This is a genomic window from Dyadobacter sp. LHD-138 (genome assembly GCF_030929615.1).
Taxonomy (GTDB): Bacteria; Bacteroidota; Bacteroidia; order Cytophagales; family Spirosomataceae; genus Dyadobacter.
Genome location: NZ_JAVFVU010000028.1, coordinates 115,231 through 139,532, shown reverse-complemented (window position 1 = coordinate 139,532; position 24,302 = coordinate 115,231). Strand labels below are relative to the sequence as shown.

The following is a 24,302-nucleotide window of genomic DNA, read 5'->3' as shown; positions in this document are numbered from 1 at the left end:
CCATCATGAGAAAGTTATCATTAATAGCAGGCATATTTTTAAGCGTATCTGTTTTTACTTCCTGCAGTGACTATTTGTCCGTGGAGCTTCAGAATGCCCTTACCCTGGAAGAAACATTCAATAAGAGATCGACCACGGAGAGTTATCTGGCTCAGGTATACAGCTTTTTACCAAATGAAATGGATTTAGTCAGTGGTGAAGGGTCGGTCGTGCCACGATCTGACGAAGCGATGTTTTCCTGGTTGTCGGGGGTGGAGTGGTTGAACATGAACAATGGTTCATGGGGGCCGACAACCGGATCATATGCCACATGGAAAAACAGTTACACTGGCATCAATCAAGCCACTATTTTCATGAACAACGTAGATAAAAACGTGGAGATAGGTACGGCAGAAAAAGAGGTTATGAAAGCAGAGGCTCGTTTTATCCGTGCATTCCTATACTTTAACCTTTTGCGTAAATATGGTCCGGTTTATATCTGGGGAGATATGGATACAGACATGTCCATTCGACCTGAGTCCATCGACCGTAACACTGTGGATGAAAACTTTAGTTTTATTTTTTCTGAATTTGATAAATGTATAGCCCTATTACCGACAACAATTACCGAGGAAGCTTGGGCCGGGAGAGTTACGAAAGGGGCGGTTCTTGCTGCTAAGACCCGGGCTACACTTTATGCCGCCCGCCCTCTGTTTAACGGAGCAGAGCATCTAAGAGAAATGACGAACAAAGAAGGGAAGAAGATTTTCCCGCAGACTGTGGATGCTGGTAAATGGGAGCTTGCAGCAAATACGGCAAAGGCGCTGATCGATATGAACCAATATTCTTTATATACGGATAATACAGAAGCCGATCCGATGCGCAAAGCTATTAAATCGTATCAGGGGGTTTTCTTTAAATTTTGGAATTCAGAAGTGATATTGGGGCGGTGGTTAGGTGCTGCAAATGGCTGGGTGGTAAGAGCCAATCCGCCTCGTGTTATCAAAGAAGGTTACGGAGGGTATGCCCCTTCTCTGAAACTGGTGGATACTTACCCTATGGCTGAAAGCGGGCGTTATCCGGTAATCGGTTACGATGACACCGGCTATCCCGTCATTGATCCAAAGTCAGGATATCAGGAAGAAGGTTTTACGCCTGCATTTGTACATCCCGTCGATAACTGGAAACCAGTAAGAGCACATAACAGCACCGTAGGACGTGACGCGCGTTTTTATGCATCAGTTCTGGCAAATGGATTTAACTGGTATAACCGTGGCTCCGGTGATAAGGTAGTAACATTTCATACCGGAGGTACTTCTGGCTACCAAGCGTCAGGTGACTGCGTAAAGGCCGGTTATTTATGGAGAAGAATGAGTGATCCAAGCAACAATACAGAAAATGGTCAATGGGGACAATTTTGCTGGCCCCTGTTCAGGCTTGCAGAAATATACCTGAGCTACGCAGAAGCATGCAATGAAAAGGCACAGAGAAATGAAACCGATGCCTTGCTTTACATCAACAAGGTAAGGAATCGCAGCGGGTTAAATAATCTTCAGGTTGCTTATCCTGAAATTATTGGTAATAAGTCGTTACTGCGTGAATTGATACAGAAGGAACGCATGGTGGAAATGGCGTTCGAATCTCACCGCTATCACGATGCGCGTACCTGGATGATTGCGGAGAAGGAATTTGTAGGACCAAACTACACCCGTAACCTCTCTGCTACCAATTATGACGATTCATGGAAACGTTCGTCAACCATATTTCCGGGTGTGAGGGTTTTTGAAAAGAAACATTATTTCTTTCCGATCAACCAGGCGCAGCTTAATGAAATGAAAAGTTTCACTCAAAATTATGGATGGTAATCAGTTCAACCGAATCAGGATCATGAAAAATTATAAAAAGAGATTATTGCATCTGTTGGCGTTGTCCTTTACAATGATGTCAGCGAGCTGCGAAGACCGCAGGATGAATAACATGGCAGAAGATAAAGTGTATCTTAACAATTTCGGGTTAAATAATCAGAACATTTACAAAGGAGAAAACTTCAATTACAACCTGCAGGTCATCAAAAGCGGTGTTGGCTCCCAAAACGGTGAAGTGACATTAAACGTGGATGAAACCCTTTTGGCAAAATACTACGGAACCAAATACACCTTGCTTCCCGCATCGTATTACACGTTGAAAAGCTCCGTGCTGACGATAGGTAAATCGGATTACCAGGTTCCGTTTGAAATTTCATTTGATGCCACAGGCATAGAAGCGCTGCAGGTCGAAACAAAGCTGATTTATGCGGTTCCTTTTAAGTTAAGTGCTGGCGGTTCACTCAAGACAGCCGCTGAATCTCAGCTTTATTCTGTGTTTGTTCCAACAGTTTTAAGTCCTTATCTACAATTTAAAACAGCCGGACTTGCACCTGGAACTTCAAGCATAAGCCTGTCACGCGCACCAGCAGAAACGAAGTTCTATGCTTTTGTGCAAACCAATTACAACAACAAGGCCGATCTACATTACAAGGTCGAAGTGGATGAATCTGTACTGACTGCCTACAATCTTGAGAAAAAAACCAATCACGTAATTTTACCCGCACAGGCATACCGACTCGATGCGTCCAGCTTTCTGGTGCCAAACTTGAATAACGAGCAAGGACTTAGTTATTATGTGGTTAGAGACAAAGCCTCAAAGGGTTCCTACATGCTACCGCTGAAAATAACTGAAGTCTCTAAATTCGGAATCAATCCAGCAAAATCAACGATGATTATTCCTGTTTCCATACAGGATTAAGCCAAACTGAAACCCCTCTGTAACATTCACTGTGGGGTTTCTTATGCTATCAACCATAAATATTCACAATATGAAAAATATCAAGGCTGGTGTGATCACACTGTCTGTTTTCTGTCTTCTTTGCTATAAAGTTTTGGGACAAACTCAACCTGATACAACGTTTAAATTAACAAAGAAAGAAAAAAAACAAGGTTACACAATTCTTTTCGACGGCAGCTCGATGGACAATTGGAAGGGTAATACAAAAGAATATGTGCTGGAAGACGGAACGATTACGATGCGTCCAATTCAAAACGAAGGGGGGAATTTATATACTAAAAACACATTCACCGATTTCACCTTGCGCTTCGAATTTTTACTTGAGGCAGCCGGCAACAATGGTTTAGGGCTGCGTCACGATTTTGTAGAAGGTAAGAACGGGTACAGCGGAATGGAATTACAGATACTGGACAATGAGCACCCAAGCTACAAAGACCTTGAGCCGGGGCAATATCACGGCTCTGTTTACAAGATCATTCCTGCAAAACGTGGTTTCTTAAAACCGACAGGAGAATGGAACGTCCAAGAAGTGCGGGCAAAAGGAAATCATATTCAGGTTATGCTAAATGGAAAAATGATTTTGGATGGTGATTTGAAAGAAGCAACAGCTAAGTTAAAACCGGGTTCTTTTCAAAAGGCGGTACTGAATGAGTCAGGGCACATTGCATTTTTGGGGCATGGATCAGTCGTCAAGTTCAGAAATATCAGAATTAAGGAAATGTAGTTTTACATCTCATTACCCAACTTATTAGAAATTATTTATGGAAAATCAGGAAAAAAGCAAACATATAGACAGGAGAGATTTTATCAAGTCGGCAGGGCGGGGAGCTCTGGGGCTTACCCTGCTTCCGTATTTGTATGGGAAAGCAGCCGCCAGTGACAGGATACGTATCGCACATATTGGCCTTGGTGGAATGGGAAACAGCCATATGCGGTGGTTTGCTAATTTGCCGGAGGTGGAAACAGCAGCACTTTGCGATGTTGATGAGCTTCATCTGGGAGAAACAAATGAAAGACTGGCGAAAATTCATCCCGGCCGGAAGGTTGATACCTATGGCGATTTCAGGCGGATTCTGGACCGTAAAGATATAGATGCGGTAACCATTGCAACGCCCGATCACTGGCATGCGCAGATTGCCACTTTGGCATTTCAGGCAGGTAAAGATGTTTATGGAGAAAAACCGCTTTCACATAACGTGAGAGAAGGAAATATGATGCTGAAAAACTTGAACAAATACGAACGGGTTTTTCAAATGGGCAATCAAATACATGCAGGTGATAATTTTCACCGCGTGGTTGAAATAATTAAATCGGGTGCAATTGGGAAGGTAAGTACCGTACGACTTTGGAAAACCGGTCATTCGCCGGAACTGCGGCCCGCGGGCGCGCAGGTTATTCCAAAAACTTTGAATTGGGATATGTGGCTGGGCCCCGCCCCTTATACCGACTACATGGCCGAAAAATGCCATGGTACATTCCGGTATTTTCTGGATTATTCAGGAGGTGTTTACGCCGATTTCTGGTGTCATATTGCAGATGTGGTTTATTCGTCAATCATGCCAAAAGGGTTAAAAAGAGTAATTGCAAGGGGGGAAAGCCCCACTGGCATGGGAGATGCTCCAAAATGGTTGGATGTAGATTACGAGTTCGATGACCTTAAAATATTTTGGACGACGGTCCCTCCTAACGTACCGGGTGCTGCCCAAAGGGGAATTGGTGCTTACTTCGAAGGGGATAAAGGAACACTCATTTGTGACTACGATTCCCGAGAAATTACAATCAATGGTCAAACAGTTACGGACATCTCCGAAATACCGCAAACCAATCCCCGGTCACCAGGACATCAGCAGAATTTTGTAGATGCAGTGAAGTCAAGAGTACAGCCGGAATCCAATCTTGCCTACACCAGGGAGCTTACCCTGCCAATGCATTTAGGGCTAATATCGTACCGACTTAAAAGAGAATTGAATTGGAATGCAGATAAAGAGAAGTTTGCTGGTGATAACGAGGCAAACAAACTCCTGTCTTGTAAACCCAGAAAAGGATGGGATTTAACTTAGTACTTTATAAAAACGTACAAATTCTTATTCAAAGAGCACTCTCTATTAAAAAGTACATCAGAACTTATCCCCGATAGTTGTCAATGTGGATGAAGAAAGCCATTTCATTTTAAGTTGGGTTAAATTAAAAGAAAGAACAAAAAGTGTCACGGGTTTTATAAAGTAAAATTTGCTGATACTTGTGAGCTGTATCCAATTCTCAGCGGCATTATTAAATAATGTAAGTTGCGTAGTGCCTAAAATGCAAAATCCTTCAAAATGAGGTTAATTTGTTTTGCGAACTAAACAACCTTATAATGAAAGATTTTACAGTTACAATATAGCGGAACGCCGCCCGTTGCACTAGTAGACGATTTATTACCAAAAATAAGTAACTGCCGCCTAGATAGCAGAAGAAAATTAACAAATTCCCAGGTTGTTACTACGGTTATTCTGTCAGCTAAATATTTCTATGGCAATCAAGCATCAGCTTGTAAGTATCTGGCTGATCATTATGGTTTTACAATACCTGACAAGAGTAATTTTAACCGTGTTTTACATAGTTCGACCGATTTGATGGCGGATTTATTCTTTCATCTAGCTATGGTATTCAAGGAATTAAATCTTTAAAGTATATATATAATCGACTCATTTCCAGTGGATGTTTGTAAAAATATCGGAATTTGTAGATCGAAGATTATTAAAGGGAAAGAGTTTCGCGGATATAACGCGTCTAAGCGCGAGTACTTTTATGGTTTTAAGACGGCCGCCGCTGCGGTTCACGTTGTAACTACTAAGGAAGGTATACCCGTAGAATTTATGGTCACTGCCGGAAGTATTCATGACAATACAGCATTTCAGGGAATGTCTCTGGGTTTACCCGAAAACAGTGATTTATATGCTGATTCGGCCTATTTAAAAGAAGACCAAAGGGGAATTGCTTTTGGCATTTAACAAGATCAAACTTAAAGCAGCAACCAAGAAGAACTCTGTAATCAAAAATACTTTGGCCGAAGATCTTGAAAATAAGTATTATAGAAAAACCATAGAAAATACTTTTGCCAATATCACAACAAAGTTTCCAAAGAAAATTCATGCAGTAACCGCTAAGGGCTTTTTGTTAAAAATCCTCAGTTTTATCATCATGCACGTATTGGATTCACAAATATAGAACTACGCAACTTGCATTAAGTAAAACCTCAGTTAGACTAATCCTTCAAAGTGACGATCTGTGACCTTTGTCCCATCAATCAAATTTAAAAGTCATGAACAGAAAATTGGGAAAAAACGGACCTGTTGCCTCGGCGGTTGGTTTAGGATGTATGGGAATGTCTGGCGCATATGGACAAAGTGATGAAAGGCAATCGATCGACACGATAGAAAGAGCCCTTGCACTTGGACATAATTTTTTAGACACAGCGGATTACTATCTTGCAGGTCACAACGAATTGCTAATCGGGCAGGCTATCAAAGGGAAGCGGGACAAGGCATTTCTTTCTGTAAAAACCGGTCAGATGGTTTCACCTGTGGGGCCTGGTCCTGTGAATGGTCATCCGGACTATATTCGCAACGCGGTCATGCACAGTTTACAGCGCCTTAAAACAGATTACATTGATTTGTACACACTTGCTCGTGTAGATACCCAAAAACCAGTTGAAGAAACAGTCGGTGCGTTGGCTGAGCTTGTTGCCAAAGGTATGGTTCGTTACATCGGTCTTTCTGAGGCATCTGCCGAATCTATTCGCAAAGCGGCGAGCGTTCATCCCATTACAGCTCTTCAGATCGAATACTCTCTTTGGACCCGGGACATTGAAGCCGAAGTGCTCCCGACAATTCGTGAATTAGGTATCGGACTTGTTGCGTATGCTCCGCTAAGCCGTGGCTTTTTAACTGGTGAATTTAAAAAACCTGAGGACATTAAAGATGGCCGTGCCAATATGCCTCGTTACCAGGGCGAAAATTTCTATAAAAATGTCGAACTTGTAGAAAAGATAAAAACCCTGGCAACTGAAAAAGGTTGTAGTCCGTCACAATTGGCCATAGCCTGGGTGCTTGCGCAGGGCGAAGATATCATTACAATTCCCGGAACGAAACGTGTAAAATATTTTGAAGAAAATATTGCATCCGAAAATATTCAACTTACCGAGCAGGACTTGCAAAGTATCGAGGCGATGATGCCTGTCGGGATTGTGTCAGGAACCCGTTATCCTGAAAAGTTCATGAATACTTTAAACCGCTGATTAATTCGCGATTTGTAAATTAACGACATGAAAAAGGAAGAAAATATGCCATACAGGTTTGAATCCTTGTCTGACTTACATCGGGTGCTGGGGCTGCCAAAGCCTCAGCATCCTCTGATAAGTCTGGTCGAGATAAAAGATATTGCAATAGACTCTGGCAGGTTACCTAATGCTGTTGTCTATAACTTTTATAAAATATCATTTAAAAAGAACCTGACTGGAAAATTAAAATATGGGCAAGGCTATTATGACTTTGATGAAGGGGGCTTATTTTTCAAAGCGCCTAACCAGGTGGCTGGAAACGGAGAAAATAATGGAGACCATTCTGGCTATACGATACTCATCCATCCTGATTTCCTGCTGAATTATCCTTTGGCAAAGAAGATCAGGCAATACGGTTTCTTTTCCTATTTTGTGCATGAGGCCTTGCATCTTTCCGAAAAAGAGAAGGAGACGATCATTACTATTTTCAAAAATATCGAGGATGAACTGCAGAGTAGAATTGATGATTTTAGTCATGATGTGATTATTTCACAAATTGAAACATTGCTGAATTACAGCAATCGTTTCTACAAAAGACAATTCATCACGCGAAAAGCGCCGAGCAACGATCTGCTGCAAAGGATGGAAGAACTATTAGACGATTATTTCGCCAAGGATACGGCACAAACCAAAGGAATTCCGACCGTTCAATTTCTTGCTGATACGCTGAACCTGTCACCCATTTATCTAAGTGATATGTTGCGTAGCTTAACAGGACAAAGTGCGCAGCAGCATATACACAGCAAACTGATTGAAAAAGCAAAGGAAAAAATATCCACAACCAGCTTATCCATAAGTGAAATTGCCTATCAGTTAGGATTTGAACATCCATCCTCTTTTAACAAATTATTCAAGTCAAAGACAAAGGTTGCACCGATGGAATTTCGGGAGAGTTTTAATTGACCTTTGGCTACTTAATCTTCAAGCACAGCAATTAAAGTTTAAAACTTATTTGGTTTAGAACAATGCGTCAAAATGGAGATAATTAACTCCGGTCGGTTGGAAATGTTGGAAGGACATCGTGTATCGATTCCAATTCTATCTTTTTCGTTAAGCTTCGCTACAATTTCAACAATCCGGCTCTCTTTGTTCCCCAAGATCTTCCCGAACTGTATTGGTGTTACCCCAAACCCGTGGCGCTTTGCGATGGCCGCTGCCGCGCTAGCTTTTAACTGCGCCCATGTACACATTCTTTCACTGAAATATATCAAACGCATAGTGCTATTTTATATGATAATATTGCAATATTAAATTATTATTAATATTAGTAAAATGGCAAAATTTAGAGTCAGTCTTAACATGGAGTATTGCAGAAGCTCCGACATGAGTTTCGAAGCAGGTGTGAAGTTAGCATCGGAAATGGGGTACCGTTATGTAGAACCTATGGTTCATACGGGCTGGGAGCTTTTGAGCGAGGTTGAATATTTCCATTCCTTTTCTATGGAAGAAGATACACTGCTCATGAAGGAGATTTGTGATAAGTACAATATAAAAGTTAGCAGTATAAGTGGCCATAGCCCCTTAATGAAGCCGGAGGCTGCGGTTCCCCGCCTGACAAGAGCAATCATATTTGCAGACGCCGTTGGAGCTTCTTTCGTCAATTCTGACGAAATGGTAAAACCGGATTGGATGGATGATGATTTTGCACATCAAACCATGAAGTATACCCTGACAAAGGCTGCCATGGTAGCGAAACGTCACAAGAAATACATTTGCATAGAACCGCACGGGGTTTATACTAAAACCGCGGAAGGATTGCTGCGTATAGTGGATCTAGTTCCCTCTCCCTGGATCGGTGTAAACTGGGATACCGGTAATTCTTACCTGGCTGGTGTTGAAGATCCTTATGACGGGTTGACTATGGTAAAAGACCGTGTTTTGCACATTCATGCCAAAGATATTAGCCTGCAGCAAAGTAATCAGGATAGAGGAAGTGTGACCGGCACGCCGGTAGGTTGTGCTTGCGGAGAAGGAATGGTGGATTGGGAAAGGGTTTTCGGAATTATGGAACCTGTTGACCGTGAGATATTCCTGAGCGTGGAGTGCGGTAAATTGGACGAAGCAGAACGGAGTCTGACCTATTTAAGAAAAGTGCTTGGGAACCGCCTGTTAAACGATTAATACGAAAGGGCAATTTTGCCCTTTCCTTCCATACATTATCCTGATTTTTTTTAACCCAACCTAATCATTGATGAAATGCTAAAACGACTATTGTCAAGTTCGCTTTTATGGATTATTTTTTTGCTCGGACAAGAATCATTCGGGCAGATATCGGTCCAGGGAACAATTAAGGATCCCAGTGGCCCGGTTCCCGGGGCCAACATTATCGTAAAAGGCAGTAACCTGGGCACGCAGTCCGGCCCTGGTGGTAATTTTACGATCTCGGTGCCAGAGGCAAATGCTGTCCTGGTTGTTTCTTTTATCGGATATAAAACAGAAGAGGTCTCGCTGGCGGGACGGACTTCTGTGCAAGTGACACTTCAACCGGGGCAAATGAACCTCGAAGAAATGGTGGTAGTGGGTTATGGTGCGCAAAAGCGGAAAGATATCACGGGATCGGTCTCGTCTATCAACGCGGAAACGATACAAAGTAGACCCATCACAAGTGCAGGTGAGGCCATTCAGGGACGGGTACCTGGTGTGCAGGTAATGAATAATTCAGCTGCGCCGGGAGGAAATATTTCCATCCGGATCCGTGGCAGTAACTCCATTAGTGCCACGAATGAGCCGCTTTACGTGGTTGATGGTATTATCGGTGTTGATGGTCTTCAGTATATCAACCCGAATGACATCGAATCGATGGAAATTCTTAAAGATGCTTCCTCGACTTCTATTTATGGGGCACGTGGTGCGAATGGTGTAGTCCTGATCTCGACCAAAAGAGGTAAGGCAGGAAAGGCCCAGATCAGCTATTCGGGGCAGTTCGGGCTAGCTACCATGGCCAGAAAGATTCCTATGCTCAATGCTTCCCAGTATATGCAGATGGAAAATGAAGCCTATACCAATTCCGGATTAAAGCCTCAGTTTACCCAGGCCCAGATCGCTAACCCCGAATTTGACACAGACTGGCAGAAAGAAGCTACGCGCACGGCCTTCAGACAGAATCATCAGTTGGGGATCTATGGAGGTAATGAACAAAATAGATACGGTGTAGCGCTGGGCTATCTCGATGAGCAGGGGATTATGCTTGGTTCTCAGTTGAACAGGGTCAATATGCGGCTCAATCTCGACAATCAGGTTACCAAAAAACTGAAAGTTAGTACCAGTCTTACCATCAACAGGGCGAAGGACCACAAAATCGATACCGACAATGGCGGACTGAATGCAAGTCGCGCAATGTTGGAAATGTTCCCTTTCCTGCCTGTTAAGTACGCAGACGGTACTTATTCTAACAGTTCAGATCATCCGGGCGGTGAAGGGACTGACAATCCGGTTGCCATCCTGACGGAAATCAAGGACATTCACACGATTAACCGGGTAATGGGTAACCTCTTCGCAGAATATGAACTGGCCCAGGGTTTGAAGTTGAAAGTGAGTGCCGGAGCTGATATCCACGATACAAAAAGGAATTATTACAGTCCTAGTACTTTGCGTAGAAGCCGGGCTGATCGGGGTTACGCCTTGGTTGGTAATATCAATAATTTCTCTTGGCAGAATGAAAATACACTGAGCTACAATAAGTTAATAAATAATCGCCATGAGCTGAATTTACTGGCTGGTATTACATGGCAAAAGTTTAAAAGAGAATCGGTGGAAGCTTCCAGCAGAGGTTTTAACGATAATTTCTTTCAATTCAATAACCTCGGGGTAGGTGATCGTCCAAACCCACCCCAATCGAATGCATACCAATGGTCGCTGAATTCTTATTTAGGCCGGATTAATTACTTCCTGGACGACAAATATCTGTTTACATTAACTACACGGGTTGATGGTTCGTCTAAATTTGGAGCCAGCAACAAGTATGGTTTTTTCCCTTCGGGAGCATTTGCGTGGCGGATAAGCCAGGAGAAGTTTATGCAAAAGCAAAAGTTGATCAACGACCTGAAGTTTCGCGCGAGTTATGGGATTACGGGAAATCAGGAAGTAGGTGTTTATCAATCCATTTCGTCCCTGTCCACATTTACGTATATCGTCGGCGGGCAACGGGCAATTGGTCTTGGACCAGGTACAGTGCCTAATCCGGGTCTGAAATGGGAAAAAACATCGCAGACTGACTTTGGTATCGATCTGAGTATGCTCGACAACCGGATCACCTTTACAGCCGACGCCTATTATAAAGAAACCCGTGACCTTCTTTTGAATACACCATTGCCATTTACTACTGGTTACAGTTCTATTTTCAAAAATATTGGTAAAGTTGCCAATAAAGGGATCGAGCTGATGGTGAGCACGGAAAATACCCGTGGTGCTGTTTCATGGACGACCGATGCCAATATTTCTTTTAACAGAAACAAAGTACTCGCTCTTGGACCAGAAGGGGATGATATTTATCCAGGCCCGAATTTCGTAACAGAAACGAATATTCTGAGAGTAGGAAAGCCGATCGGGTCGCTGTGGGGTTGGACGCGTGACGGTATTTTCCAAAATGTGGAAGAAGTTAAAAATAGCGCTCAGCCCAACGCTCAGCCCGGAGATATCCGCTACAAGGATATGAACGGAGATGGTGCCATTGATTCAAAAGACCAGGCCATCATCGGTAACACGAACCCAAAATACATTTTCGGATTGTCGAACCGGATTTCCTACAAGAAATTCACCTTGGATCTTCAAATTCAGGGCGTGCAGGGAAATGATAACATGAACCTGAATCCAATCGTACTGGAAGACAGACAAACGCAGGCAAACAGCTACGCTACGTTGCTTGACAGATGGACACCGGAGAATCCGAGCAACACCATTGCGAAGGTTCGGAAGAACAGTGACTTACGATTATCTACCAGACATGTAGAAAGCGGTGCATTTATTCGCGGTAAAAATCTCTCCGTAAGCTATCGGTTCACACCTGAAGAGCGCAATTGGTTCAGAAGTGCCAACCTCTCGCTAAGCGTCCAGAATTTCTTTTTGATTACAAAATACGGTGGTTACAACCCAGAAGTAAGTACCTACTCAGGCAACTTCGGACAAGGGATCGAGTTTAGCAGCTACCCCACGCCGCGTATGTTCACGGCCTCAGTAAACATTACATTGTAATCTTGTCGTTTATCATAATTCAGATATCATGAAATCAGGTATTATATTAAAAACTATTACTTTTGCTGCCCTGACTTTCGGTATGTCCTCATGCCAGGAGTTTTTGAAGGAGCAACCGGAATCGTTTATCAGTCCGGGGGCATATTACCGCAACAGTCAGGATGCGATTAGCGCAATTAACGCAGTGTATGCAATCCTGCCAAGATTTTACAGCGGCGTTGCCTATGGCGAAAGTCCTTTCTTTATGCTCGAAATGCCAACTGATCAGGCCAATTCCGGCGTAGGTGTCTCTGTGATCGATCAGGATCGTCTGGATGCTTTTAATTTTGATCCGGCAGTCCGGCATTTCAGATTGTGGTGGCAATATTCCTATCAAGGAATCAATGCTGCAAATACGGTCCTTAAGTATGTTCCTGAGATCAAAATGGATTTAGGAGAGCAAAACAGGATACTGGCGGAAGCACGTTTTTGCAGAGCTTACTTTTATTTTGATCTGGTGCGTCTTTTTGGAGGAGTGCCGTTGATCTCCAAACCTACTGCCGAAGTAACGGACGTGAAGGTAGCGCGGGACAGTGAAGAAAAGATTTATGAACTGATCGTTCAAGATCTGATAGAGGCCGAAAAGGCGTTGCCGGTAACCATACAAAACGTTGATCAGGGCAGGGCTTCTAAAGGTGCTGCACAAACCCTGCTGGCGAAAGTTTACCTGACTCAAAAGAACTGGGCAGCTGCGGCGAGTAAGGCGGAGGAGGTTGTCAATTCAGGGGTTTATAGTCTTTTTGACGACTATGGCGATAACTACAAGGTGGCAACCAAGAATGGGAAGGAACATATCTTTTCAATTCAATTCGATAAAGTCATTAATTCGAGTAATTTCCACTCCTGGTTTTTGCCACGTTATCGTGGTATTCAAGCTGGGATAGAAGAGTTCGGTGCCATTACGCCTACCAATGATTTTTACCAATCTTTCCAGGATGGAGACCAGCGCAAGGCAGTCAATTTTTATACGCAATACCCCGCAGCGAATGGCTCTGGAATTGTCACCTTTGAGCCGCACATTTTCAAGTATTTTGATACAGGCGCAGCAGGTGGGTCCAGCGAGAACTTTACCCGGATTCGTTTTGCAGAAACATTGCTGATCCTGGCCGAGGCAGAAAATGAAGTGAACGGACCAACTGCGAAAGCAAAAAATGCGATCAATCTGGTGCGGAAAAGAGCCAAACTCGGAGAGGTTTCTGCGGCAGACAAAGATTCGTTCAGGCAGGCGGTGCTCAAAGAACGCTCCTGGGAGTTGTGCTATGAGAACAATCGCTGGTTTGATATGCTCAGAACGAACACTGCTATCTCTGGTCCTCTTGTAGGATATAATAGTGGAACCGGAGTCTTTAAAGAATTTAATAAGTATTTCCCGATCCCGCAACGCGAGATTGATAACAACAAAAGCCTGTTGCAAAATCCAGGTTATTGATTACAAACCATATGACAGTAACAAATTCATTTAGCATCCCCTTTAAGTCACTGTTTACTTGTGTGCTGGCATTCGTGCTATGCACCCAAGTAAAGGGACAGGAAATAGTCGGCGCCGAAAAGTATACCCAGATCCCGTTGGAAAGTTTTTCTTTTTTCAAGAAACCATCCGACAAGTGGAAAATCGCGGGTGGCGTTTCCTTCGGTCTCAACGCAACCTACAAAAACAATGTTACCGATGGCACAGGAAAAGTAGTCCATACCACCGCCGGAAAGGAAACCGATTATCTTTCGTCGGCGAACGAATTCGGCGATATGTCCGTTGAATTCAATTTCATGCTCGCGCAAGGGGCCTCTGCCACTGTTTATTTCCAGGGGCGGTATGGCATTAGCTTGACTGACAGCTGGACGAAAGGGAAATCCGGAACGGATGTATGTGGCACCGTGCTCGAAAATGCAGATGGCCCTACATCTATGGTGACGCCGGCGAGAATGAATGTCTGCCGTGCACCGGGATTGTGGCAACATATGCAGGTCATGTTCCGCGCTCCAAGGTTCGACAAGCAGAATAACAAAATTGGTCATGCCGCTTTTGCCAGAGTAACGCTAAACGGGGTGGTAATTTATGAGAACCTGGGATTATCCGGCCCGTCAAAGAATAGTCCCCTGGCGGGCGAAGCTGCGACAGGTGCGCTTATTTTCGCGAGCAACAGCGTCATGGCACTGAAGGATATCCGGTATATGATTCCCCCCAACGGAGACTTTGCCAGTCTGATAAAACCAGAAGCCGGAACAAACATACGTGATCGACCGATTATCGTCAGTCCATTGGGAAAGACGATTGTTCAAAGATGTTTTATCGAATTTGAAGGTAAGAAAAAAACCTTCTGTACGGCAGTAGGGAACCCGCAAGGCGTTCATTACGCTATGGATCTTTCTCAGGGAGCAATGATCAATTTCTGGAAAGGCGGGTTTATTGATGCTACTTCCATGTGGACGGACAGAGGTGAATACCAGGTTGCCAAGCCGGTCGGAAGTAAAATAGAAGTACGGCCCGTGCCCACTTTTGCAATGCTTCATGATGCAAACGAACCCTGGCCAGATGTGGCAGGAGACACATTCCGCTTCAAGGGCTACAAACTGGCTGCCGACGGCAATCCTACCTTTATGTATCGGGTTGGTGATATGCAGCTGGAAGACAGCTTTTTGCCAAAAGAGCGGGACAACAGTTTGACGCGTTCGCTGAAAATTACTTCCGGAAAAATTTCCAACAACCTGTGGCTGCGGCTGGCCGAAGGGGCTAGCATCACCTCGCTCGGCAATGATTTATATGTGATTGGTGATAATCAGTACTACATCAAACTAGTCGGCGATAAAAAGTTAAAACCAGTGATCAGAAAATCAGCAAACGGGCAGGAATTGATCCTTTCCGGTTCGGTACTGGATCATGATTTCAATTATACGCTTATTTGGTAATGCGATAAAAAAATAAAATATGTTTAGTAAATCAAAAAGAGGCAGGAGCGGGATAATGCGAAATGTATTGCTGGCTGTTATGTTTATGCATGCAGTGGGCGTGCAGGCGCAGCACACAGGTCATGGGGCAGCTATCAAACCTTTAACAGAAGACGATTTCTATAAAATTACCACTATTCCAATCCCGGCAGAAACGGCATTGGAAGTAGGCGGACTGGCGAGCCTGCCCAATGGTGCGATGGCGGTGTCCACGCGCCTGGGTGAGATCTGGATCGTTGATAACCCTACCATGGGAAACAAGACCAAACCTCATTTCAGGTTGTTTGCATCCGGTTTGCACGAACCGCTCGGGCTGGCATATAAGGACGGGTCATTTTATGTAGCACAAAGGGCTGAACTGACGAAAATAACGGATACCAACAAAGACGGTATTGCAGATTTGTTTGAAACAGTTGCTACCTGGCCGCTTTCAGGCAATTATTGTGAGTATAACCATGGACCGGTGATTGGCGACGATGGCAATTTTTATATCAATTTCAACCTGGGCGATAATGGTATGGGTAAGGGAGCAGAACCATTTTTCGGAGAAATGGGGAGTCATGCGCTATGGAGAGGATGGATGGTGCAAGTTACCCCAGAGGGCAAAGTGACACCATTTGCAGCAGGTTACCGCTCACCGGCCGGTATTGGTAGAAATGCTAAGGGCGAACTTTTCTACACTGAAAATCAGGGCGGATGGGTAGGAACTGGCTATATCAGCAAGGTAGATAAGGACGACTTTTTCGGGCATCCGTCTTCATTGAAATCGGCCGGGGAACCGGGTTCCTCCCTGAAAACCAGGGTAGGGGATATCCCTACGGACAATCCCATGTTTCATGAAGCTGTGAAAAAAATCCCGGGCATGAAACTACCGTCCGTAAGGCTTCCGCACGGTATTCTGGGTATATCGCTGGCAGGTTTTGCAGAGGATAACACCAGTGGAGGGTTTGGTCCTTTTCAGGGACAGTATTTTATTGGTGATGAAGGCCATGCCAATGTCATGCGTGTGTTTATGGAAAAGGTGAATGGTGCATATCAGGGAGCAGCATTTCCGTTCAGACAAGGTTTCATGTCAGGTATTCTGAGAATGTAATGGGGAAAGAACAATGATCTTTTTGTAGGAATGTCGGACAGAGGGTGGAATTCTCAGGCCGCTCAGCGATATGGTTTGCAGAAACTGGAATGGACTGGGAAAATGCCTTTTGAGTTCCGCACGATCAAAGCAAAACCGGATGGTTTTGAACTTGAATTCACTTCGCCGGTTGACAAAATATCTGCTGAGAACCCAGCCAGTTATCAGATTACCGGATTCGATTACCGATATCACCAGGCATACGGCAGTGAGGTTTATGACAAAAAGGATTGCACCATTAAAGCAATCCGGATTTCAGAGGATGGCCTTAAAGTACGGCTCGTCGTGGACGGTCTGCGTGAGGGATATGTGCATGAAATCAAATGTGCTGACCTGAAATCTGATGCGGGTACTCCACTCTTGCATGATTTTGGATACTATTCGCTCAACGCAATCCCTTCGGGCGATAGACTTTCTTTGCAGGATAAGCACGTGATCAAAGTAACTGCTGTAAAAGCAGTTCAGGAAAACAAAACATCAGATCACGAAGCGCATGGAATGGAGAAGCACGTAACGGCTATGCCAGCTTCCTGGAAAAATGGCCCGGATCAGACATTCGTAATTGGGACAAAACCTGGTTTGCGATTTGATCTTGAAAAAATGGATATCAAACCCGGTTCCAAAGTAAAACTGACCTTTGATAACAATGATGATATGCAACACAATTTTGTCATTGTGAAGCCTGGTGCTGTTGATGAAGTAGGGAAGCTGGCGCTTAATCTGGGCCTGGACGGGCCTGCGAAGCAATATGTTCCCAAGACCGACAAAGTTTTAATTCATACCAGCCTTTTACAACCGAGAACATCCGAGACTATTTATTTCACCGCACCTGTGAAAGAAGGCACCTACCCATTCATATGTACTTATCCGGGACATTATACGATCATGAAAGGTGAAATGAAAGTGAGTCGGTAATGGACTTGCATTGCGCTTAAAGAATAGACAAAACTTGCAAAATACGATGAAAAGAATATTCAATCTGGTGCTGCTGTACTGTTTGACAGCATGGTATTTCCCAGCTAAATCATTGGCTCAGGGCTACCGTTGGCAGCAATCCGACTCAACTTGTGCATTGTTACAGGACGAAAAAGTTGTGTGGCAGCTGAATTTCAGCAAAAGTCAGGATAAACCATTTTTCCACCCATTACGGGTAGGAGGCAATGATCTTACCATGGAAAGGCCTGCCGACCACGGTCATCACCGGGGATTATGGTTCGCCTGGCACAAGATCAATAACGTAAATTACTGGGAAGAAACGCATGATGGGGTGTCCGAAGGAAGAAGCAAGATCGCGGATGTTGATTTGAAGCTCAATAACGATTTTTCAGCAAAAATCACCATTAACCTGGAATACGGACCGGAGGGAAAGGATGTGCTCATGAAAGAACGCAGGATACTGACCATATCGTCACCGGATATGTCGGGTAACTATCATATCGACTGGCAATTGAATTTCAAGGCGCTGGGCACGCCGCTTTTGTTGGACTGTGTTCCTACCCTGAAAAGAAACGGAGTGCAGCATGGCGGCTATGCCGGACTGGGATACCGGGGTGCTGTCACGATGACAAACCCTGTGTTTACAGCATCCAACGGATGGACCAATTCCCAAAATCTCACCGGATATGGGGAAAATGCGGACTGGATGGATATCACAGCCCAGCTTGGATCTGCTAACGGACCAGCAGGAGGGTTGACAATATTCGATCATCCTAAAAATCCAAGATATCCTTCGCCCTGGTATATCTGGTATGCAGCAGGCGAACATGTGTTTTACATGCCGGCAATTCTTTACAATGAGCCGCTGGAACTGGGTGCTGGTAAAACAATGAACCTCAGATACCGCGTTTACATGCATAGCGATAAGCTGGATACAAAAAAGTCAAACGAACTGTTTAAACAATTTGGGAAGAAGTAGTCTTTTCTTGTCTGTACGAGGAGGGCGAACAGCCGAAACGTTTGGAGAAAATAGTTGAAAAATACTGTGTACTGCTAAAACCGCAATCATAGCAGATGGCGCTAATGTTAGCCAGGGAATCCTTGGTTAACATTAGCGCCGCAATGTCCAGACGTAAGGAGTTCAGATATTGCATGGGTGTATGATTGGTCAGCTGCTTGAAATAGTGGGTAAACTGCGTCACGCCAAGCTGGGTATGGGAGGCCATCGACTGGACTGTCCACAACTGATCATAAGATGTATTGAGTTCTTTGATAAACAATTCCACAGTACGCATGCTGTCGGTCAGAGACTCATTTAATACAAATTTCCCTTTCTTCAATTGCTCATAAAGCAGCATCAGCAGCTCATTCACATAAATTCTGATCCACGAATCAACATTCCTTGCATCTGATTCGTGGATTAAAGAACCTATGTTCTGAAAACACTTTCTGATATCGGTATTCACCGAAAAGACAGGCTGCTCGTTCTGGCGAAGAATTTTTGTGAGTTCAAGTAAATCTGGCTCTGAAAGAATAACCCACGACGGCCATTTCCATTCCTGGTGCGGGTGCCTTACATCGACGTCTATAATCACCCAGTGTAGTTTTCCCACGCCGATCGTAGGGTTCCCAACCTTATGCAATTGCCAGGGTCTTGTAACGGTCAGGTCATTGGGCACCATGATCTGTGCGCTGGCCTGCGTGGCAAAAGGCATGGTCCCCGTTTCGAGGAATGTAATTTCAACACCTTCATTCCGGTGCCAGTCCAAACCCCACTCTTGTTGGGACAGCGCGCTCCAGTAACCAATTGTATTGATTCCAGGAATAGCGTCATCATGCAGGGATAGTCCGGGATAGTTGTTTCTGGCTAGCGCATGGAGCTCAACTCGTCCTGATTTCCATGCTTTGTCAAGCGTATTGCAACTATCCGGATAGTAGACTTCTTCATCTTCTTGGTATTCTACACTGTTATCATTCATTCCAGAAAAATCGCGTTTAAACAAATATAAGGAAAATCTGGGCAGACCTTATTGAAACATACTCATATTAAAGGCCTTCCATAAGTTACGTCTACTCTTTATCCGGCATTAAATAGCAAGTTAGATCATGATCAAGGTAACCATATGCACTGAAATAGCTTGACAGTTAGCCGGTCTACGAATTAGCCAGGTATTTTATATTCTGAATTTTAGTTAGTTCAAACAAACCATAAGAAAGTAGAACACAAGCAGCAGCAAAAGGCGTGGCAAAAGCCGGGTTAAACCGAGCTCTGCCACACGAAAGGAACCCTGAATCATTGCGCTCTTTTTCTCCGAATCAACGCCACCCCAGTCCAGGTGCCACATGCTCTAAAATAGAAGACAGCACGTGTACGTTGTAATCAACCCCTAGTGTGTTGGGTATTGTCAAAAGAACTGTATCCGCTTCCTGAATAGCTTCGTCCTGCGCCAGTTCTTTGATGAGTTGATCTGGTTCCGCCGCATAGCTTCTACCGAAAATCGCGCGTTTGTCCTGTTCAATCATGCCGATCTTATCTCTTCGATCGGCTTCCTGTCCAAAGTAATAACGGTCCTGATCGTTTACCAATGCAAAAATAGATCGGCTCACTGAAACCCTTGGTTCGCGCTGATGTCCCGCTTTTTTCCACGCTTCTTTGTACAATCTGATCTGCTCGGCTTGCTGCACATGAAAGGGTTTGCCGTTTTCATCGTATTTCAAGGTTGAACTTTGAAGATACATTCCGTTTTCGGCTGCCCAAACAGCAGTAGCGTTAGAAGCCGCCCCCCACCAAATGCGTTCCCGCAATCCTTCCGAATGTGGTTCCAGACGCAGTAAGCCAGGTGGGTTTGGAAACATCGGGTATGGATTTGGCTGTGCAAATCCTTTACCTTTTAGTCTTTCCAGGAATTCCAGTGCCTTACGACGTCCCATATCTGCGTCGGTTTCTCCCTCGGCCGGTTCGTATCCAAAATAACGCCACCCGTCGATAACCTGTTCTGGCGATCCCCTGCTGATTCCCAGCTGCAATCGTCCTTCCGAAATTAAATCCGCAGCACCGGCATCTTCCACCATATACATTGGATTTTCATAACGCATGTCAATGACCCCCGTTCCGATCTCTATTTTGCTGGTTTTGGCACCAATAGCCGAAAGTAAAGGAAATGGCGATGCCAACTGTGCTGCAAAATGATGTACACGAAAGTAGGCGCCATCTAAACCGATCTCTTCGGCAGCAACAGCCAAATCAATGGATTGTAGCAATGTGTCGCTCGCTGTCTGAGCTCTATATCCCGGATTGTTAGACCAATGTCCGAACGATAGAAATCCTATTTTCTTCATAAAGCTTTCTTGAGAGTCATTTTAAAACTAGACAGAAAATTAGGTCTTAAAAGTTCCTGATTTTGGATACACTTTGGAACTAAGCCGAAATGCGATTTTGGAAACACTTGCCGAACGTTCAAGCTGTCCATCTTTCAAAATGTTTCTTTACCATAAAACTCGCTACGCTGTTCGTGGTCTCTCAACCAAGGCAGGCGAAGTACCTGGTGAGCCGGCAACCCTACCAGGAGAGCTTCAAACCCCAGATTTCCTCCCTAGCCGACGAAGAAAACTGCAAAAATTACCTGCAACCAAGACACCATTTTTGGAATTGACCTAAAAACAGCTCAATTTTAAGCTTTTTCGTTGACGTGCTGTTGAACTTACTGCTTTATCATACGCCAAAAGTTTCTACATGCATGATATCATTAATTTCTAACCCAAAAATTTAACCTTTTGATTCATGAATAAAAGAGAGTTCCTAAAAAATGCAGCAGCTTTATCTTCCCTTGCGATGATACCGGCTGAATCATGGGCCTTTTCTGCCGACAAACGATTAAGAACCGCTCATATCGGTTTAGGTGGGATGGGGCAGGCAGATCTTGCATCCATATCGTTACATAGCAACGTGGATGTGGTAGCACTTTGCGATGTTGATTCAACTGTTTTGGCGGAGGTGAAATCCAAATTTCCTAATGCAAAGACCTACAAGGACTACCGCGTCATGCTTAAAGAAATGAGCAAGGATATTGATGCCGTGATTGTGTCCACGCCCGATCATTCCCACGCGCCGGCATCGATGATGGCTATGGAAATGAATAAACCTGTTTATTGTCAAAAGCCACTCACGCACTACGTAAAAGAAGCGAGAGCAATGGACAAAATTGCCAAAGACAAAAAACTGGTAACCCAAATGGGTATTCAGGTGCATTCCTTTTATGACTACAAACTGGCCACTTTGCTGATCCAATCCGGAACCGTTGGAAAAGTACACACCGTAAGAGCCTGGTCACCCAAAAACTGGGGTTATAATGGCCCGGCACCTGAAACCGGCGATCCTGTACCAGCCAACCTGGACTGGAATTTATGGCAGGGTACTTCGCCAGAAAGGCCTTACAAAGATGGTTTTTACCATCCTGGCAACTGGCGGAAGCTTGTTGATTATGGCTGTGCTACTTTGGGCGATATGGGTGTACATATTTTTGATACGCCTTACAATGCGTTGCAATTGGATGTGCCGCGAACCATCACAACGAATTGCAGAAAACCGAACGGATTTGGATATCCTGAAAAAAACATGGTTACTTATGAATTCCCGGGAACAAAATACACGGCAGATACCCTGAAATGGGTATGGTATGATGGCCTGGGCGCTGATAAACAACGCGAGGATCTGATGCTTCCTGATGGAGCTGATCTGCACGACCAGGGAGCCATGTTCATTGGAGAAAAAGGGAGACTGTATCTGCCGCATTTCCAGGTATTGCCAAAACTGATCGTTGACGGCAGCTATAAGGATATAGACGTCACGCCGTTTAAATTAGGTGGGCCGGTTGGCGATTATAGTTCAGAATCGCACAAGCATTACCATGAGTTTGTGGACGCCTGTTTGGGTAAAGGTACGTGCAGCGCACCGTTCTCTTATGCTTCCCGCCTTACGGAAACCATATTGCTTGGTGTAATCGCCGGCCGTTTCCCTAACAAAACATTGCACTGGGATGCCAAAAAGGCGCAGTTCGCAGAGGAAGAAGCCAACCAATATCTGGGCGGCATGTATCGGAAATTCTAGACTGTCAAAATAGAATTACGCCAAATAAACGTTCGCCTTTCACGACGACGGCCGGCGTCTCATCTTAAGAGACCCGTCACCGCAGCTTTCTCCTTATCAACGGAGAAGGGTTAAGAAGTCTCTCTTGCCAGCAAGGCGAGAGAGACTTAGGGGGCGGTAGCCGACACTCCTCAACCCATTCTTATTTCTTCGAATATCTCAGAAGATAAAGAATCTTTCAATATTGATATCCCGGAAAATGCAGATTTCGTTCGTGTAACATCGTATTCTGCGAGTTTGAGGGAAAAATTCACTACAAAATCACCTGTACTCCAAAGACTCAAATATGGAGACCTGCTTATAAGATTGAAATCCATAAAGGGCTGGGTGAAGGTGCAGGCCTTGGATTCAGGGGAAATTGGCTACGTCTTTGGGGGTTTATTAAAATAATCAGCGCGTCTGTTCGTACTAATTCCGGAATTTGTTGCGAAGAGCTTCGTTGTTTCCTTAAAGTTCAACGAATTAATAAAGCGCCAACCAACAAATATTTATATATTGGAAATCAATTGGCCTCAGTACAAAATTATAATAGATGAAGAAATATTTTTATTTACTTGCTTTGTCAGTTGCTTTATGCAGCTGTAAAACTAAGCCACCAAAAGAAGTGACAACGCCCGATAAGGAAGTTGGCAAGGTTAACTTTTTCATGGAAACCTCAGCCAGTATGGCGGGTTATTTCAACGGTTCGACTGAATTCGTAAAGGACATTCCAAATCTCTTAGTGGATATTGAAGGAAAGGAATCTTTTGGTAAAGGTCCTCTTAAACTCTATTACGTTGCTGATTCGCTGACGCCGTATATGGGCTCGACCAAGGATTTCATCCGCGAAATTTCCACGACAAAAGTTGCCAACGAGAAAAGCTCGGAAATGCATAGAATTTTGGAAATGATTGCCAGTAAAACAGATTCCAACGATATTTCTCTTTTTGTGTCCGACTGTATTTTGTCTTATCCGGATAACGTCATTAAAACCAATTCCGAAATTAATAAGCAGAAGGCGCCGGGGGAGTTGAAAGCGTTGGTGAAATCGACTTTTCTAAAATTAAAAAGAGACAATATTTCGGCTTCATTGTACGGATTTAATTCAGCATTCTTTGGTAATTATTATACCTATCAAAACGCCAAATTGAAGTTAGATGGTCAGAAAAGGCCTTATTATTTGTGGGTGATCGGGAACAAAGAACTGGTAAGTAAGTTCAATGAAAAACTTGCAGATCTAAACAATTTCGAGCCGGTTCTTGATCTTAACTTCGGGTTGTTTGACAAAACCATTGATGATTTTGAAACATTTTTTACTTACGAAAGAGAAGGAGAGTGGAAGGTGGAAGATGAGGGGATTGCTGATTTGAAAGCGTCCAAAAAGAAACCTTCGGCATTTGCTATTGCAGTCGATTTGTCTGCTCTGCCCAATTCAATCAGTGCTCCGGATTATTTGAATCAGCATTTGAAAAAATCATCGGAAAATCTTGATTTCAAAATCAAAAATATTCTATTAACAAAGGATCTTGATAAGTCTAAATTGAAGCCAAGAGAAAAGGAATATTTGGAGGATAATACCCACGTCATTGTCATTGAAGTATCCGATATCTACAAAGACAATGCAAAAATTGAACTTAAACTTCCGTTGGTTTACGACAATGGTTATAAAGCCATGTCTACCATGGACGATAGGGAGCTCGATTCTATTCCCGGAAAAACTTTTGCATTCGAGCATCTGATTGATGGCGTGCGGGAAGCTTACGAAAATTCAAATGACAACTTTATTCACATTTCAATACCTGTAAAAAAATAGC

The 24,302-nt window shown here is 44.0% G+C and carries 19 protein-coding genes; 17 read left to right on the top strand and 2 right to left on the bottom strand.

The window, feature by feature from the left end; translation table 11 throughout:
• The first annotated feature begins 5 nt into the window (after positions 1 to 5).
• From RB622_RS20085 to RB622_RS20020, 14 genes are all read left to right on the top strand, one after another.
• Complete coding sequence (locus RB622_RS20085) at positions 6 to 1,844, top strand: RagB/SusD family nutrient uptake outer membrane protein (RefSeq protein WP_308048411.1); 1,839 nt, start codon at positions 6 to 8, stop codon at positions 1,842 to 1,844.
• Between the two features lie 22 nt (positions 1,845 to 1,866).
• On the top strand, positions 1,867 to 2,763 hold the full coding sequence (locus RB622_RS20080) for a DUF1735 domain-containing protein (protein WP_308048410.1): 897 nt from the start codon (positions 1,867 to 1,869) through the stop codon (positions 2,761 to 2,763).
• A gap of 70 nt (positions 2,764 to 2,833) precedes the next feature.
• A complete protein-coding gene (locus RB622_RS20075; protein WP_308048408.1) occupies positions 2,834 to 3,526 on the top strand; it encodes a DUF1080 domain-containing protein in 693 nt (230 codons plus the stop codon).
• A 37-nt stretch (positions 3,527 to 3,563) separates the two neighbouring features.
• Positions 3,564 to 4,862, top strand: a complete 1,299-nt coding sequence (locus tag RB622_RS20070) for a Gfo/Idh/MocA family oxidoreductase (RefSeq protein ID WP_308048407.1) — start codon at positions 3,564 to 3,566, stop codon at positions 4,860 to 4,862.
• A gap of 612 nt (positions 4,863 to 5,474) precedes the next feature.
• A complete protein-coding gene (locus RB622_RS20065; protein ID WP_308048426.1) occupies positions 5,475 to 5,795 on the top strand; it encodes a transposase in 321 nt (106 codons plus the stop codon).
• Positions 5,796 to 6,106: 311 nt separating this feature from the next.
• The gene (locus RB622_RS20060) at positions 6,107 to 7,081 is read left to right on the top strand and encodes an aldo/keto reductase (RefSeq protein ID WP_308048406.1); all 975 of its coding nucleotides are present in this window, start codon (positions 6,107 to 6,109) and stop codon (positions 7,079 to 7,081) included.
• Between the two features lie 27 nt (positions 7,082 to 7,108).
• Entirely contained in the window at positions 7,109 to 8,026 is a 918-nt protein-coding gene (locus RB622_RS20055; protein ID WP_308048405.1) for a helix-turn-helix transcriptional regulator, read from the top strand.
• Positions 8,027 to 8,395: 369 nt separating this feature from the next.
• A complete protein-coding gene (locus RB622_RS20050; RefSeq protein WP_308048404.1) occupies positions 8,396 to 9,244 on the top strand; it encodes a sugar phosphate isomerase/epimerase family protein in 849 nt (282 codons plus the stop codon).
• Between the two features lie 75 nt (positions 9,245 to 9,319).
• Positions 9,320 to 12,313 (top strand): TonB-dependent receptor, encoded by a 2,994-nt coding sequence (locus RB622_RS20045; RefSeq protein ID WP_308048403.1) that lies wholly within the window; start codon positions 9,320 to 9,322, stop codon positions 12,311 to 12,313.
• A 28-nt stretch (positions 12,314 to 12,341) separates the two neighbouring features.
• The gene (locus tag RB622_RS20040) at positions 12,342 to 13,781 is read left to right on the top strand and encodes a RagB/SusD family nutrient uptake outer membrane protein (protein WP_308048402.1); all 1,440 of its coding nucleotides are present in this window, start codon (positions 12,342 to 12,344) and stop codon (positions 13,779 to 13,781) included.
• Between the two features lie 11 nt (positions 13,782 to 13,792).
• Positions 13,793 to 15,256 carry a family 16 glycoside hydrolase gene (locus RB622_RS20035; RefSeq protein ID WP_308048401.1) on the top strand — a complete coding sequence of 488 codons (1,464 nt, stop codon included), beginning with the start codon at positions 13,793 to 13,795 and terminating at the stop codon, positions 15,254 to 15,256.
• Between the two features lie 19 nt (positions 15,257 to 15,275).
• Positions 15,276 to 16,388 carry a hypothetical protein gene (locus tag RB622_RS20030; RefSeq protein WP_308048400.1) on the top strand — a complete coding sequence of 371 codons (1,113 nt, stop codon included), beginning with the start codon at positions 15,276 to 15,278 and terminating at the stop codon, positions 16,386 to 16,388.
• A 30-nt stretch (positions 16,389 to 16,418) separates the two neighbouring features.
• Positions 16,419 to 17,342: a plastocyanin/azurin family copper-binding protein gene (locus RB622_RS20025; RefSeq protein WP_308048399.1), complete on the top strand. Its 924-nt coding sequence runs from the start codon at positions 16,419 to 16,421 to the stop codon at positions 17,340 to 17,342.
• 46 nt (positions 17,343 to 17,388) lie between these two features.
• Complete coding sequence (locus tag RB622_RS20020; protein WP_308048398.1) at positions 17,389 to 18,342, top strand: PmoA family protein; 954 nt, start codon at positions 17,389 to 17,391, stop codon at positions 18,340 to 18,342.
• On the opposite strand, the gene RB622_RS20015 is transcribed toward RB622_RS20020, so the two are convergent.
• On the bottom strand, positions 18,320 to 19,342 hold the full coding sequence (locus tag RB622_RS20015; protein WP_308048397.1) for an AraC family transcriptional regulator: 1,023 nt from the start codon (positions 19,340 to 19,342) through the stop codon (positions 18,320 to 18,322). The two genes, RB622_RS20020 and RB622_RS20015, sit on opposite strands and share 23 nt — an antisense overlap.
• Positions 19,343 to 19,679: 337 nt before the next feature.
• The gene (locus RB622_RS20010) at positions 19,680 to 20,702 is read right to left on the bottom strand and encodes an LLM class flavin-dependent oxidoreductase (protein WP_308048396.1); all 1,023 of its coding nucleotides are present in this window, start codon (positions 20,700 to 20,702) and stop codon (positions 19,680 to 19,682) included.
• A 442-nt stretch (positions 20,703 to 21,144) separates the two neighbouring features.
• Here RB622_RS20010 and RB622_RS20005 point away from each other — a divergent pair, with 442 nt between their 5' ends.
• The 3 genes from RB622_RS20005 (at position 21,145) to RB622_RS20000 (ending at position 24,301) form a co-directional block, all read left to right on the top strand.
• Positions 21,145 to 22,470 (top strand): Gfo/Idh/MocA family oxidoreductase, encoded by a 1,326-nt coding sequence (locus RB622_RS20005; RefSeq protein WP_308048395.1) that lies wholly within the window; start codon positions 21,145 to 21,147, stop codon positions 22,468 to 22,470.
• 276 nt (positions 22,471 to 22,746) lie between these two features.
• Complete coding sequence (locus RB622_RS30380) at positions 22,747 to 22,899, top strand: SH3 domain-containing protein (protein WP_409021707.1); 153 nt, start codon at positions 22,747 to 22,749, stop codon at positions 22,897 to 22,899.
• A 142-nt stretch (positions 22,900 to 23,041) separates the two neighbouring features.
• Positions 23,042 to 24,301, top strand: a complete 1,260-nt coding sequence (locus RB622_RS20000) for a hypothetical protein (protein WP_308048393.1) — start codon at positions 23,042 to 23,044, stop codon at positions 24,299 to 24,301.
• The last annotated feature ends 1 nt before the right edge of the window (position 24,302 follow it).